Annotated in this window: 11 protein-coding genes; 8 read left to right on the top strand and 3 right to left on the bottom strand. The window is 64.9% G+C overall.

The window, feature by feature from the left end; genetic code table 11:
- Positions 1-65 precede the first annotated feature (65 nt).
- Positions 66-926, top strand: coding sequence for a DUF6279 family lipoprotein (locus IFT80_RS20840; protein WP_192102733.1), 861 nt, complete (start codon positions 66-68; stop codon positions 924-926).
- A 9-nt stretch (positions 927-935) separates the two neighbouring features.
- On the opposite strand, the gene glcC is transcribed toward IFT80_RS20840, so the two are convergent.
- Positions 936-1,688 carry a transcriptional regulator GlcC gene (gene glcC / locus IFT80_RS20835; protein ID WP_122474967.1) on the bottom strand — a complete coding sequence of 251 codons (753 nt, stop codon included), beginning with the start codon at positions 1,686-1,688 and terminating at the stop codon, positions 936-938.
- A gap of 198 nt (positions 1,689-1,886) precedes the next feature.
- Between glcC and glcD the strand changes: the two genes are divergently transcribed.
- The 7 genes from glcD (at position 1,887) to IFT80_RS20800 (ending at position 10,575) form a co-directional block, all read left to right on the top strand.
- Positions 1,887-3,386 carry a glycolate oxidase subunit GlcD gene (glcD, locus tag IFT80_RS20830; RefSeq protein ID WP_192138264.1) on the top strand — a complete coding sequence of 500 codons (1,500 nt, stop codon included), beginning with the start codon at positions 1,887-1,889 and terminating at the stop codon, positions 3,384-3,386.
- Complete coding sequence (gene glcE / locus IFT80_RS20825) at positions 3,386-4,447, top strand: glycolate oxidase subunit GlcE (RefSeq protein ID WP_192138262.1); 1,062 nt, start codon at positions 3,386-3,388, stop codon at positions 4,445-4,447. The genes glcD and glcE overlap by 1 nt, the downstream gene beginning before the upstream one ends.
- Positions 4,448-4,465: 18 nt before the next feature.
- A complete protein-coding gene (gene glcF / locus IFT80_RS20820) occupies positions 4,466-5,686 on the top strand; it encodes a glycolate oxidase subunit GlcF (RefSeq protein ID WP_122474972.1) in 1,221 nt (406 codons plus the stop codon).
- Positions 5,687-5,745: 59 nt separating this feature from the next.
- Positions 5,746-6,147, top strand: coding sequence for a heme-binding protein (locus IFT80_RS20815; protein ID WP_122714292.1), 402 nt, complete (start codon positions 5,746-5,748; stop codon positions 6,145-6,147).
- 30 nt (positions 6,148-6,177) lie between these two features.
- Entirely contained in the window at positions 6,178-8,358 is a 2,181-nt protein-coding gene (locus tag IFT80_RS20810) for a malate synthase G (RefSeq protein WP_192058718.1), read from the top strand.
- Between the two features lie 112 nt (positions 8,359-8,470).
- On the top strand, positions 8,471-9,217 hold the full coding sequence (locus IFT80_RS20805) for a response regulator transcription factor (protein ID WP_192138260.1): 747 nt from the start codon (positions 8,471-8,473) through the stop codon (positions 9,215-9,217).
- Positions 9,218-9,246: 29 nt separating this feature from the next.
- The gene (locus tag IFT80_RS20800) at positions 9,247-10,575 is read left to right on the top strand and encodes an ATP-binding protein (protein WP_192138258.1); all 1,329 of its coding nucleotides are present in this window, start codon (positions 9,247-9,249) and stop codon (positions 10,573-10,575) included.
- Positions 10,576-10,588: 13 nt separating this feature from the next.
- Here the strand turns inward: IFT80_RS20800 and IFT80_RS20795 are convergent, their stop codons facing one another.
- Together IFT80_RS20795 and IFT80_RS20790 are read right to left on the bottom strand one after the other, a co-directional pair.
- The gene (locus tag IFT80_RS20795; protein WP_192138256.1) at positions 10,589-12,541 is read right to left on the bottom strand and encodes a TonB-dependent receptor domain-containing protein; all 1,953 of its coding nucleotides are present in this window, start codon (positions 12,539-12,541) and stop codon (positions 10,589-10,591) included.
- A gap of 111 nt (positions 12,542-12,652) precedes the next feature.
- The gene (locus IFT80_RS20790; protein ID WP_122474982.1) at positions 12,653-13,591 is read right to left on the bottom strand and encodes an aspartyl/asparaginyl beta-hydroxylase domain-containing protein; all 939 of its coding nucleotides are present in this window, start codon (positions 13,589-13,591) and stop codon (positions 12,653-12,655) included.
- Positions 13,592-14,015: the final 424 nt, after the last annotated feature.

Here is a 14,015-nt window from a genome sequence, read left to right as displayed (position 1 = left end):
CGCACGCACCGGCATGGCTCTATAACCACAACAACGCCATCGCACGGACCGCTGCCATGAATCCTTTGTTTCGTCGCTTGTCGCATTGTGTGCTGCTCATGGGCCTGTGCCTGGTGTTCAGTGGCTGCACACGAGTGGACCTGGCCTATCGCAATCTGGACGTGATCATTCCCTGGTCGATGAACGACTACCTGGACATGAATCGCGAACAGAAGAACTGGTTCGACGAACGCCTCAAGGAGCATCTGCGCTGGCACTGCACCACGCAACTGGCCGACAACCTCCAGTGGCTGGACAAGGTCCAGCGCATGGTCGCCGAGCAGCAAGTGACTGCGCCGGCGCTGCGCGAACGCACCGCCGAGGCCAAACAGGCGATCTCGGCCATTGCGGTGCAGGTTACGCCCTCGGCGGTCGAGTTGCTGCAGGGCCTGGACGACAATCAGGTGCGCGCCCTGCAGCAGGCGCTCAACGAGGATCTGGTCAAGCGCCGCAAGGAATACGTGGAGCCGCCACTGCAGGCGCAGATCGACGAACGCGCCAAGCGCATGAGCAAGCGTCTGACACCTTGGTTCGGCAAGCTCACCGATACACAGCAGCAGCGCGTGCAGGCCTGGTCGCAGAGCCTGGGCGAGCAGAATCGTGAATGGATCGACAACCGCGAGCATTGGCAGGCGCAGTTCATGGCCGCCTTGCAGCAGCGCCAGTCGGCGGAATTCCCGGCGCGGATCGCGCAATTGCTGCAACAGCGCGAAGCGGTGTGGACCCCGCAATACAAGCTGGCCTATGCCCGTACCGAGCAGGCAGCCATCGACCTGATGAGCGGCCTTGCGGCCGACAGTACGCCTGAACAACGCGAGCGTATCGAGCGCAGGCTGGGTGAACTACGCGAAGACTTTGCCAACCTCAAGTGCCTGAAGAACGCCTGATCCGCTGCTTCAGGCCCAGCCTTCCAGACGCAGCGTGGCACGTACCAGACGCTGCTCTTCCCCTTCGATTTCCCGCAGGTTGGCGCAGATGCTCTCGATATGCGCCACGGCTGCCTTGCGTGCCTGCTCGGGCTGGCGATTGATCACTGCGGTGTAAAGCCTGGCGTGTTGCTTGTCGATCTGTTGTTTCTGCGGCTGGCGGTGGTACAGGTTGTTCACGCAGGCAAACACCGAGTTGAGCAGCAGGTCGGTCAACGAGCGCAGCGTCTGTACCAGCACTGGATTGTGCGAGGCATCGCAGATGGCCAGGTGAAAAGCGTGGTCCAGGTGCGCATGCCGGGTGGCGTCCAGCGGCTGGTCATGGGCCGCCAGCAGCGCCTGGTAGCTGCGCTCGATCAACACAAAATCAGCCTGGGTACCGCGCAGTGCGGCCAGCCGTGCCGACTCGCCTTCGAGCAGCGAACGCACTTCGAACAGGTCATAGAGCGTACGCGGCTGGGAACTGAACAGGTGCATCAGGGGCGTGGCATCGTTGGCAGGCGACAGCGACGCGACGAACGAACCGCGGCCCTGCTCGGTGGCGATGATGCCACGGGCGCGCAACAGCTTGAGGCCCTCGCGCAGCGCGTTGCGCGACACACCGAGCTTTTCCACCAGACGCCGTTCCGACGGCAGTGGTTGTCCGGTCTTGAGAATGCCATCGACGATGAGCCGCTCGATGCGCTCGCACACTACATCGGCGACTTGAGGTTTGTTGTGCATGCCATGCCTGCTGGTAGGACCATCGCCCGAGACTGTCGTCAACCATTCGACGACCACCCGAAAATAAGCCAGTAGACGCTTCGATAGAAGCCCCCCGACCAAAAGAACTGGTCCTACCAGTGGTTCAACCCGTAGACAGGCCTGGTGTTTGCGACCACTGTTGAGCGCATAAGAACGACAAGCCGGTGGCCTGCGCCCATGAACATCCTCTACGACGAACGCATCGACGGCGTCCTGCCCAAGGTCGACAAGGCCGCGCTGGTGCAGGCACTGCACTCCCGCATCCCCGACCTTACCGTACTGCATCGCGCCGAAGACCTGCGCCCTTACGAGTGCGACGGGCTCAGTGCCTATCGCACCGTACCGCTGCTGGTGGTATTGCCCGAGCGTATCGAGCAGGTCGAGGCTCTGCTCAGGTTGTGCCACGCGCAAAAGGTGCCCGTCGTCGCACGCGGAGCAGGTACCGGACTGTCGGGGGGTGCCCTGCCGCTCGAACAGGGCGTGCTGCTGGTGATGGCGCGCTTCAAGCAGATTCTCGAGATCGACCCCGCTGGGCGCTGGGCGCGCGTGCAGCCTGGAGTGCGCAACCTGGCGATCTCCCAGGCAGTGGCGCCCTTCGGCCTGTACTACGCCCCCGACCCTTCGTCACAGATCGCGTGCTCGATTGGCGGCAACGTTGCGGAAAACGCTGGTGGCGTGCACTGCCTCAAGTACGGTTTGACCGTGCACAACCTGCTCAAGGTGCAGATGCTGACCATCGAGGGTGAACGCCTGACCCTGGGCAGCGATGCCCTCGACTCGCCCGGTTTCGATCTGCTGGCGCTGTTCACCGGCTCCGAAGGCATGCTGGGCATCATCACCGAGGTGACCGTCAAGCTGCTGCCCAAGCCGCAGGTGGCCAAGGTGCTGCTGGCCAGCTTCGACTCGGTGGAAAAAGCCGGCGCCGCCGTGGCCGACATAATCGCCGCTGGAATAATTCCCGGCGGCCTGGAAATGATGGACAACCTGGCCATTCGCGCCGCCGAAGACTTCATCCATGCCGGCTACCCGGTCGACGCCGAAGCGATCCTGCTGTGCGAGCTCGATGGTGTTGAAGCCGATGTGCACGACGATTGCCAGCGCGTCTACCAGGTGCTGACGGAGGCCGGCGCGACCGAGGTCCGCCAGGCCCGCGACGAGGCCGAACGCCTGCGTTTCTGGGCGGGGCGCAAGAATGCTTTCCCCGCCGTCGGCCGACTCTCGCCCGACTACTACTGCATGGACGGCACCATTCCGCGTCGCGCCCTGCCGGGCGTGCTCAAGGGCATCGCCGAGCTTTCCGAACAATACAGCCTGCGCGTGGCCAACGTGTTTCATGCCGGGGACGGCAACATGCACCCGCTGATTCTGTTCGATGCCAACCAGGCCGGTGAGCTCGAACGCGCCGAAGCGCTCGGCGGGCAGATCCTGGAGCTGTGCGTGGCGGTGGGCGGCAGCATCACCGGCGAACACGGTGTGGGGCGGGAGAAAATCAATCAGATGTGCGCCCAGTTCAACAGTGACGAGCTGACGCTGTTCCATGCGGTGAAGGCCGCGTTCGACCCCGATCGGCTGCTCAATCCCGGCAAGAACATTCCGACCCTGCAGCGCTGTGCCGAATTCGGCGGCATGCATATCCACCATGGGCAACTGCCATTCCCTGAACTGGAGCGCTTCTGATGACCGGCAGCGATTTGGACGCCAGCGGGCAACTGCTGGATCAGGTTCGGCAGGCGCTGGCCGACGACCGCCCCTTGTGCATCCAGGGCGGCAACAGCAAGGCCTTCCTGGGCTGCATCGGTGCCGGCGAGCGCCTCGATACGCGCGCGCACTGCGGCATCGTCAGCTACGACCCTACGGAGCTGGTGATCACCGCACGGGCCGGCACGCCCTTGCAGGCCCTGCGCGCCGCCGTTGAGCAGGCCGGGCAGATGTTGCCTTTCGAGCCACCGGCCTATGGCGAGCAGGCCACCCTGGGCGGCACGGTTGCGGCCGGACTGTCGGGGCCACGTCGTCCCTGGGCCGGTTCCGCCCGCGATTATGTACTGGGCACGCGGGTCATCACCGGGTTGGGCAAGCACCTGCGCTTCGGCGGCGAGGTGATGAAGAACGTCGCCGGCTACGACCTGTCCCGGTTGCTGACCGGCAGTTTCGGCACGCTGGGCGTGCTGACCGAAGTGTCGCTCAAGGTACTGCCCAAGCCGCGTGCCTGTTTCAGCATCAAGCTGGCCTGCGACGCCGAGCGCGCCTTGCTCAAGCTCGCCGAATGGGGCCAGCAGCCGATGCCGATCAGTGCCGCATGCCACAGCGATGAGGTGCTCTATCTGCGCCTGGAGGGCGGCGAAGGCTCGGTGGCTGCGGCCCACGAGCGCATCGGCGGCGAGCCCATCGACTCGGCGTTCTGGGATGAGCTGAACGAGCATCGGCTGCCCTTCTTCGCGCAGCCCGAAGCGCTCTGGCGATTGTCGCTGCCCAACAACACGGCTGCCTTGCAGCTACCGGGCGAACAACTGATCGACTGGGGCGGTGCCCAGCGCTGGCTGAAATCCAACGCCAGCGCCGCGTCGATTCGCCAGGTGGTCGAGGCAGTCGGCGGGCATGCCACCTGCTACACCACAGGCGTCACCCCCGAGCCGTTTCAACCCTTGCCCGAGCTGCTACTGCGCTACCACCGACAGCTCAAGACGCAGTTGGACCCACAGGGCATCTTCAACCCCGGCCGCCTCTACGCGCAGCTGTGAACCAGGAGCCGTGAACCCATGCAGACCCAATTGAGTGATCAGGCCCGCCTGCTGCCGCGTGCCGAGGAAGCCGAGCGCATTCTGCGCAGCTGCGTGCACTGCGGCTTCTGCAATGCCACCTGCCCTACCTATCAACTGCTGGGCGACGAACTGGACGGCCCGCGCGGGCGCATCTATTTGATCAAGCAGGTGCTCGAAGGCCACGAGGTGACGGCGCACACGCAGCAGCACCTCGATCGCTGCCTGAGCTGCCGCAACTGCGAGACCACCTGCCCTTCGGGGGTGGACTACCACAACTTGCTGGACATTGGCCGTGCAGTGGTGGATCAGGCGGTGCCGCGGCCGGTCGAGCAACGCTGGCTGCGCGGCGGTCTGCGCGCGCTGGCCCCGCACCCGACCGCTTTCAAGGCGCTGATCCAGCTCGGCCAGACCTTTCGTCCACTGCTGCCGCAACGCCTCAAGGACAAGCTGCCGCGTCAGGTGCATGCTGCCGTGCCGCGGCCTGCCACGCGGCACGCGCGCAGGGTGCTGATGCTCGAAGGCTGTGTGCAGCCCGGGCTGTCGCCCAACACCAATGCCGCCGCCGCGCGAGTGCTGGACCGCCTGGGCATCAGCGTCACGGCGGTTCGCCAGGCCGCTTGCTGCGGCGCGGTGGATTACCATCTGGACGACCAGGCCCGTGGCCTGCAGCGCGCCCGACACAACATCGACGCCTGGTGGCCTGCTATCGAAGCAGGCGCCGAAGCCATCGTGCAGACCGCCAGTGGCTGTGGTGCTTTCATCAAGGATTATGGCCACCTGCTGGAACAGGATCCGGCCTACGCAGCGAAGGCCCAGACGGTCAGCCGCCTGGCCAAGGACCTGGTCGAAGTGTTGCGCGACGAGCCGGTGGAGCAACTGGCCGTTCATACCGACCTGCGTCTGGCCTTTCACTGCCCGTGTACATTGCAACATGCGCAGAAGCTGGGTGGCGTGACCGAACACCTGCTGCGTCGGCTGGGCTTTCATTTGACCGACGTACCGGACGGCCACCTGTGCTGCGGGTCCGCGGGTACCTACTCGGTGACTCAGCCGGTGTTGTCGCGGCAGTTGCGCGACAATCGCCTCAATGCCCTGGAAAGCGGCGCACCCCAGGTGATCGCCACTGCCAACATCGGTTGCCAGAACCATCTGGACGGGGCCGCGCGCACCCCGGTACGGCACTGGATCGAACTGGTCGAACAGGCCATGGCCGACTGACCCCATATTTTTGAATGCACTGAACTTTGAACCTCTCGACAATAGAACTGGAGAAGCCCATGCAAAGCAAAGCGATTCTTGGCCACGAAGACGTCACCCGCATCCTCGCCGCAGCACGCGCCGAAGCGCAGAAGAACAACTGGGCAGTGGGCATTGCCGTGGTCGACGACGGTGGCCATCTGCTGGCGTTCGAGCGCCTGGACGGCGCCGCTGCCAGCACGGCCTACATCGCGCCGGGCAAGGCGCGCACCTCGGCCCTGGGGCGCAAGGAATCGGTAGTGTTCGAAGAGATGGTCAACAACGGACGTACCGCGTTCCTGTCGGGTAACCTCATGACCTGCCTGGAAGGTGCCGTGCCACTGATCCACGAAGGCCAGGTCATCGGCGCGGTCGGCGTGTCCGGGGTCAAGCCCGGTGAGGATGCGCAGGTCGCCAAGGCCGGCGCCGCTGCCCTGGTCTGAATTCCCGCCCCCGTATTCGAGGAGACTGCAATGAAGCACCGCATGAGAGCCCAGCGTCTGCAGGTCGACGCCACCCTGTACGATTTCATCGAGAACGAAGTACTGCCTGGCAGCGGGCTGGAATCCGAAGCGTTCTGGACCGGCTTCGACGCCCTGGTCCATGAATTCGCGCCGCAGAACCGCCTGCTGCTGGCCGAGCGCGATCGCTTGCAGACCGAACTGGACAACTGGCACCGCGCCCACCCCGGACCGATCCAGGACCCGGCTGCCTACCGCAGCTTCCTGCAGTCCATCGGCTACCTGCTGACACAGCCCGACCGCGTTGAGATCAGCACCTGCGATGTCGATGACGAGATCGCCCGGGTGGCCGGCCCGCAACTGGTGGTGCCGTCGACCAATGCCCGCTACGCCCTGAACGCGGCCAATGCCCGCTGGGGCTCGCTGTACGACGCGCTGTATGGCACCGACGCCATCCCGGAAAGCGATGGTGCAAGCAAGGGCCAAGGCTACAACCAGGTTCGCGGCGACCGCGTGATTGCCTTCGCCCGCGCCCTGCTCGACCAGAGCACCCCGCTGGCCAACGGATCGCACCGCGACGCCAACGGCTACCGGATCGAGGGTGGCCAGTTGCAGGTGAGCCTGGCCGACGGCAGCGTCAGCGCGCTGGCCGAGCCGAGCCAGTTCGTCGGCTTCCAGGGCGATGCGCAGCAACCGGTTGCCGTGCTGCTCAAGCATCATGGCCTGCACATCGAAATCCAGATCGACCCGACCTCACCGATCGGACGTACCGACGCGGCAGGCGTGAAGGACCTGCTGCTCGAAGCGGCCCTTTCGACCATCATCGACTGCGAGGACTCGGTGGCGGCGGTGGATGCCAGCGACAAGGTGGCGATCTATCGCAACTGGCTGGGCCTGATGCGCGGCGATCTGACCGAGGAGCTGGAAAAAGGCGGCCAGCGCATCACCCGCCGGCTCAATCCGGACCGTCAGTACCACACGCCGGCAGGCGGCGGGTTGACCCTGCACGGCCGTTCGCTGTTGTTGATCCGCAACGTCGGGCACCTGATGACCAATCCGGCAATTCTCGACGATGAAGGCCGGGAGATCCCCGAGGGTATCCTGGACGGCGTGGTCACCAGCCTGATCGGACGCTACGACCTGGAGCGCAAGGGCAACTCGCGCACCGGCAGCCTTTATATCGTCAAGCCGAAGATGCACGGCCCGGCCGAGGTGGCCTTCGCGGACAAGCTGTTCGCTGCCATCGAAGACCTGCTCCAGCTTTCGCGCAATACCCTGAAGATCGGCATCATGGACGAGGAACGCCGCACCTCGGTGAACCTCAAGGCCTGCATTGGCGCAGCCTCGACCCGCGTGGCGTTCATCAACACCGGCTTCCTCGACCGCACCGGCGACGAGATCCACAGCGCCATGCAGGCTGGGCCGATGATGCGCAAGGGTGACATGAAGGGCAGTGCCTGGATTGCCGCGTACGAGCGCAACAACATGCTCACCGGACTGGCCTGCGGCTTGCGCGGCAAGGCTCAGATCGGCAAGGGCATGTGGGCGATGCCCGACCTGATGGCCGACATGCTGGTGCAGAAGATCGGCCACCCCAAGGCCGGCGCGAACACCGCATGGGTGCCCTCGCCCACTGCGGCCACGTTGCACGCCCTGCACTATCATCAGGTGAACGTCAGTGAGGTGCAGCAGACCCTGGAGCAGATCGACGCAGCAGGCGAGCACGATGCCCTGCTGGACAACCTGCTGACCATCCCGGTGGTAGCCAATGCGCAATGGAGTGCGGACGAGATCCGTCAGGAACTGGACAACAATGCCCAAGGCTTGCTGGGCTATGTGGTGCGCTGGGTCGAACAGGGCATCGGTTGCTCCAAGGTGCCGGACATCCACGACGTCGGGCTGATGGAAGACCGCGCGACCCTGCGTATTTCCAGCCAGCACCTGGCCAACTGGCTGCTCCACGGCGTGGTCAGCCGCGAGCAGATCGTCGAAACCCTGGAGCGCATGGCCAAGGTGGTCGACCAGCAGAATGCCGGAGACCCGTCGTACCGCCCCATGGCGGCCGACTTCCAGAGCTCGGTGGCCTTCACGGCGGCCAGTGCACTGGTGTTCCAGGGCGGCGAACAGCCCAGTGGCTACACCGAGCCGTTGCTGCACCGGTTCCGCCTGGCATTCAAGAACGCCCAGGCGTGACATCGGCCGGGATAGGAAGGTTGTCGCCGACCTGTCCCGGCACTGCTGCGGCGGTTTCCCGCTTGCTGTAGTATCGCGTTCCGAATGAGAATCATCCGCGAACGCAATCATCATGAATCCTCCCTCTCCTCGCTTGCTGGTGGTCGATGACCACCGCAAGATCCGCGAGCCGCTGGCCATCTACCTGCGCCGATTCGGTTTCGACGTGCGCACCACCGAAGACGCCGCCGGCATGTGGGCGCTGCTCAAGCAGGACGTGTTCGACGTACTGATCCTCGACGTGATGCTGCCCGACGGCGATGGGTTCGAGCTGTGTCGCACGCTGGCGCACCAGTCCACGGCGGCGGTCATCCTGTTGACCGCGCGCGATGCCTGCGCCGACCGCGTTCAGGGCCTGGATGCCGGAGCCGACGACTACGTGGTCAAACCCTTCGAGCCGCGTGAACTGGTGGCGCGCATCCACAGCGTGCTGCGCCGGCGTGGCACCTTGGGCACAACGGTGACGGCCGTGCCGCCAGCCCAGCCAGCGCCCTTGCGCTGCTACCAGTTCGCCGACCTGAGCTTTCGCAGCGGCTGTAACACGCTGACCCGCCGAGATCGAAGCCAGGTACGCTTGAGCACCGTGGAAGGCCGTTTGCTGGAAGTCTTCCTGGATCATCCCAATACCGTGCTGGGTCGCGAACGCTTGATCGAACTGACCTCGCGGCCCGGCAGCGATCTGTTCGATCGCGCCATCGACCGGCAGATCAGCCGCCTGCGTCGCAAGCTGGACGACAGCGCCCTGCAGCCCCTGTTGCTGCAAACGGTGTGGGGTGGCGGCTATCGCCTGGCGGCCAACGTCGCCCAGCAGCCCGGATGAAGCGCCTGCGCAAAGCATGGCCCCAGACCATGGCTCGCCAACTGGCGGTACTGCTGCTGCTGGCACTGCTGGCGTCCAACCTGATTGCCGTGCTGCTGCTGCAACGCACCGGCTCGCTGGTGCACCCGCTGTCGCGCACGCTGGTGGTCGAGCGGCTGGCCAGCGCCTACCACGCCGCCCGCGATCTGCCCCCTGACGCTGCGCAGCACTTGCTCGAGGCCATGACCACTGCCGATACACGTTTCTGGATCGCCCCCGACGCCGAGGTGCAGCCGTTCGTCATGCACAGTGAAGAACAGCGCCTGGCCAAGGCCGTTCGCCAGCGGCTGGAGTTGCAGCAAGGCACCGTGGTCGTCCTGCAACTGGAACGGCGCAATGGCGGCCCGGCCCGTGAGCACCTGTTCAAGCGCGCCGGTTGGGAGGCGCTGCGTCTGCGCAGCTCCATAAGCCTGCCCAACGGCGCACAGCTCAATGCCGAGCAGGCACCAGCCGGTGCCTATGAGTGGGGCCGACTGCTGGCCTACAGCGTGCCGGTCAGCACCATCCCGGTATTGTTGATCGTGGCTTTCTTCATGCGCCGGGTGGTCGCGCCCGTGAAGCGCCTGGCCCTGGCCACCGAGCGGGTCAGCCGTGGCGAATGGATCGCGCCGCTGCTGCTGTCCGGCCCGCGCGAAGCCCGGGAACTGACGCTGGCGTTCAATGTGATGCAGGCGCGGATCGCCCGGCATGTCGAAGGCCGCACGCGCATGCTGGCCGCCCTCAGCCACGACCTCAACACACCCATCACCGAGTTGCGCCTGCAGGTCGAGTTGCTGGAGGACCCGACCCTGCGCGGGGACATGCTCGATAGCCTCGACGAGTTGCGGGCAATGGTCAGCGAAACCCTGAATTTCGTGCGCGGCGATGCGGTGCAGGAAGCGACTACCGAGGTGTCGCTGAGTGATCTGCTGGAAGACCTGGCGCGGCGCTACCAGACCCTGGGCACGCCCGTCGAGTGGGCAGGCTCGCCCCCCGTGACGTGTCGCTGCCGACCACTGGCGCTCAAGCGCGCCCTGACCAACCTGATCGACAACGCCTTGCGCCATGGCGGCGATGCGCGATTGCGCCTGTACCGCGAAGATTCCGGTGGGCTGTGCATCGAGATCCGCGACCACGGCCCGGGGATCGACGCTGGCTGGTTGCAACAGGTGTTCGAGCCATTCGTGCAACTGGGCAAGGGCGGGGCCGACCCCAGCCAGGGAGGCGGATTGGGCCTGGGCCTGGCGATTGCCCGCGCCTGCGTACAGGCCCACGGCGGCGAACTGCTGCTGGAAAACCGCGCACCGGGGCTGGCAGCCCTGGTGCGCCTGCCAGGCTGAACGTCGGCGGGTATCAGAAGCGCAGCGTGGTACCCATCCAGAAGGTACGGCCGTAATTGACCGTGCCGTAGGTGTCGTCGTCCAGGCGCTTGTCGGCGACGTTGTACACCGCAGCCTTGAGGGTGATGTCGCGGGTCAGCTCGTACGAGCCGCCGACGTCGGCGGTGGTATAGGCCGGCGCCGGTTCGCCGCTCAAGGTGGTGCCGTATTCCTGGCCATAGTAGTTGACCGAGGCCCAGGCCTGGGCGCGGTCAGACAGGGTCCAGTCGGCGCTGATATTGGCCTTGTGCTCGGGTGTCAGCGACAGCGGTGCGCCGGCATTGCTGCCGCTTTTCTGCTCCGAGTCGGTGTAGGTGTAGTTGCCCTTCAGCGCCACCGCGCGAGTGATGTCCCAGCGTCCGTTGACCTCGGCACCGGTGATCGTCGCTTCGTCGACATTGATGCGGTCCTGGACGATGTAGCCGTTCCAGCGCCGCGCGGTGTTTTCCGTGGACAGTTTGTCCTTGAAGACGTTGTGGAACACCGTGGCCCCGGCCGACAGGTCGTTGCGATTGGACCACAGCGCCGACAGCTCGTAGTTGGTGCTGGTTTCCGGCTTGAGGTCCGGGTTGCCGAGATTGACGTAGGTGTTGCGGCGAATGGTGGCGTAGCCGGGCACTACTGCGCGAATCTCAGGTGCCTTGAAGCCGCGCGCCACGCCACCTTTGAACGTCCAGTCCGGGGTGGCGCGCCATACTCCGTAGATCCGTGGGCTGACGTGGGTGCCGTATTGCTCGTGCTCGTCCACCCGGGCACCGGTGGTCAGGGCGAAATCGTCGGTCACCGACCATTCGTTCTCGGCAAACAGCGCTTTCTGGGTCACCGAAAATTCATAGTCGCGGCCGTCCATCAAGCCTTGGTTCCAGTCGGTGAGCTTGGCGCGGTTCCATTGCAACCCGGTGGTGGTGATGTTGTAGGCCGTGGGGATGACCAGCTTGGCATCGAGCACGGTGTTTTCCACCACCGGCTTGCGTCCGAGAATCTCCGGCTGGCTGGCCGCCGCCTTGCCTTCGCGGCTGGCTTTCTCGTAAGCCAGGGACACGTCCGAGGTGGCCCAGCCCCAGCGGCCCTGATGCGAGATGGAATAATGATCGCGGTTGTTTTCCTGCTCGCGGGTGGCCCAGTTGACGCTGGTACCGTCGCCGTTCTTCAGGCGCGTGGCGCCGCCTTCCAGGAGGATGTCGTGATCCTCGGTGGGCGTGAAGGCCAGGCGTGCGGTGAGGTCCTTGTGGTCGGCCTTGGTGAAACCGTTGGTGAGTTCCACGTCGTCATCGGCCTGGCGGTCGAGGTAACGGCCCCAGACCTGCACCCCCAGGTATTTCTCCACCAATGGGCCGTTGAGGTAGAACTGGGTCTGCCGCGAATTGCCCTGGTCGCTGTGCTGACGCGCGGCGTAATCGTAGGAAACCGAGCCGCCCCACTGGGTGGAGACCTTGCGGGTGATGATGTTGATCACGCCACCGATGGCGTCCGAGCCGTACAGCGAAGACATCGGTCCGCGGACCACTTCGATCCGCTCGATGGCTTCGGCCGGTGGGACGAAGCTCTGCTCGTAGCCACGGTTGCCGTTGACCCGGGTTTCACGGCTGCTCTGGCGTTTGCCGTCGACCAGAATCAGGGTGTAGTCCGGTGGCATGCCGCGGATGGAGATATCGGTTTCGTTGGCGCTGCCGTTGACGACGACCCCCTCGATGTTGCGTACGGCGTCACCGAGGTCGTTGTAGGATTTTTTGCGCAGCTCATCGCCGGTGATGATGGTGACGGAGGCCGGGGCATCCTCCACGCTTTGCTCGAAGCCCGACGCCGTGACCACGACCTCGTCGAGGACGGTCGGTGCGGCCAGTTCGATCGGTTCGGCTTGCGCCAGCCCGGCAGTGGCCAGGGCGATCATTGCGGCCAAGGGCCGCAAGGAAAGTGGAGGATGCATGGAACTTCCCTACGATTCTGTTGTAAAAGCGAATCGTATGCATCCTCAGGCACGAAGGTTGGACAAGGTGTGACAGGGTCCAGATTTGCGGTGTTAGGGCTGGCCGTGCGGTCAGCCGAACAGCCAGTAACCCAGCGCCGTCAGCACGACCACTGCCAGCACCGGGCGCAACACTCGGTAGGCCTTGGGATTGGCGCGCTTGAACTGCTTGACCTTGCCACTGAAGCGATCGCTGAAGGTCTTGCTCCAGGCATAGGCCTGGTTGATGCCGCCCACGCGTTCGTCGTCCAGATTCTGCGGTGCGGTGGCACGCCCCAGAAAGGCACTGACGCGCTTGTTCAGGCTCGCCATGAAGCGGTTGCTCAGCGGGCGTTCGATGTCGCAGAACAAGATGACCCGGGTGTGCTCGGTCTCGTTCTTCACCCAATGCACGTAGGTTTCGTCGAACATCACGTCGTCGCCATCGCGCCAGGCGTATTCCTCACCGTCCACGAAAATGCGGCAGGCATCGGAGTTTGGGGTCGACAGGCCCAGGTGGTAGCGCAGCGATCCGGCAAAGGGGTCGCGATGCGGGTTGAGGTGGCTGCCGCCCGGCAATAGCGCGAACATTGCGCCCTTGACGTTGGGGATGCTGTTGACCAGTTCGACGGTGCGCGGGCACAGCGCGTCGGCCGACGGCAGGGATTTGTCGTACCACTTGAGGTAGAAACGCTTCCAGCCTTTCTTGAAGAACGAGCCGAAACCGGCATCGTTGTTCTTTTCGGCGGCGCGGATGTAGCCCTCGTCGAACAGGTGCATGGCCTCGTCGCGGATGACCTGCCAGTTGTCCTTGAGCACATCCAGCTCCGGGAATTTGCTGCGGTCCAGGTAGGGTTTGGACGGCACGCTGGAGAACAGGTACATCAAGGCGTTGTAGGGAGCGAACAGGGCCGAGTGGTTGACGAACTGGCGCAACACCGGCAGACGCGCCTTGCCCCGCAGGTGCACGTAGAGCGTGCTGCCGATGAACAGCAGCAACACGGCAGCCTTGGCGGCGAAGGAAAGGGTCATGGAGCGGATCCTCGAGTGGGCAGTGCGCCATGATAAACCCTGGTGGCCCGCCTGGAAATGAAAGGCGTCGGGCAGCGGTCGGCACATGGACGGGCTTGCGGTGTGCCAGGCATACCGCGGCGCGGCTTTCGCGGCCGCGGGCCGCTCCTACGGAGGTGGCGTATACCCGTAGGAGCGGTCATTGGCCGCGAAAAGGCCAGCGGCGAAGTGTCAGATATACCGCGGCGCGGCTTTCGCGGCCGCGGGCCGCTCCTACGGGGGTGGCGTATACCCGTAGGAGCGGTCATCGGCCGCGAATAGGCCAGCGCGGTGTGTCAGATATACCGCGGCGCGGCTTTCGCGGCCGCGGCCCGCTCCTACGGGGGTGGCGTATACCCGTAGGAGCGGTCATCGGCCGCGAATAGGCCAGCGCGGTGTGTCAGAT

It is taken from the genome of Pseudomonas sp. CFBP 8771 (assembly GCF_014841695.1).
Lineage (GTDB): Bacteria > Pseudomonadota > Gammaproteobacteria > Pseudomonadales > Pseudomonadaceae > Aquipseudomonas > Aquipseudomonas baltica.
The sequence above is the reverse complement of the archived record's forward strand: the minus strand, read 5'-3'. Positions and strand labels throughout refer to the sequence as shown.

Coding starts and splice junctions, on each gene's coding strand:
- IFT80_RS20800 (WP_192138258.1), top strand. CDS start 9,247: ATGGCTCGCCAACTGGCGGTACTGCTGCTGCTGGCACTGCTGGCGTCC.
- IFT80_RS20810 (WP_192058718.1), top strand. CDS start 6,178: ATGAAGCACCGCATGAGAGCCCAGCGTCTGCAGGTCGACGCCACCCTG.
- IFT80_RS20790 (WP_122474982.1), bottom strand. CDS start 13,591: ATGACCCTTTCCTTCGCCGCCAAGGCTGCCGTGTTGCTGCTGTTCATC.
- glcF (WP_122474972.1), top strand. CDS start 4,466: ATGCAGACCCAATTGAGTGATCAGGCCCGCCTGCTGCCGCGTGCCGAG.
- IFT80_RS20805 (WP_192138260.1), top strand. CDS start 8,471: ATGAATCCTCCCTCTCCTCGCTTGCTGGTGGTCGATGACCACCGCAAG.
- glcE (WP_192138262.1), top strand. CDS start 3,386: ATGACCGGCAGCGATTTGGACGCCAGCGGGCAACTGCTGGATCAGGTT.
- glcC (WP_122474967.1), bottom strand. CDS start 1,688: ATGCACAACAAACCTCAAGTCGCCGATGTAGTGTGCGAGCGCATCGAG.
- IFT80_RS20815 (WP_122714292.1), top strand. CDS start 5,746: ATGCAAAGCAAAGCGATTCTTGGCCACGAAGACGTCACCCGCATCCTC.
- IFT80_RS20795 (WP_192138256.1), bottom strand. CDS start 12,541: ATGCATCCTCCACTTTCCTTGCGGCCCTTGGCCGCAATGATCGCCCTG.
- glcD (WP_192138264.1), top strand. CDS start 1,887: ATGAACATCCTCTACGACGAACGCATCGACGGCGTCCTGCCCAAGGTC.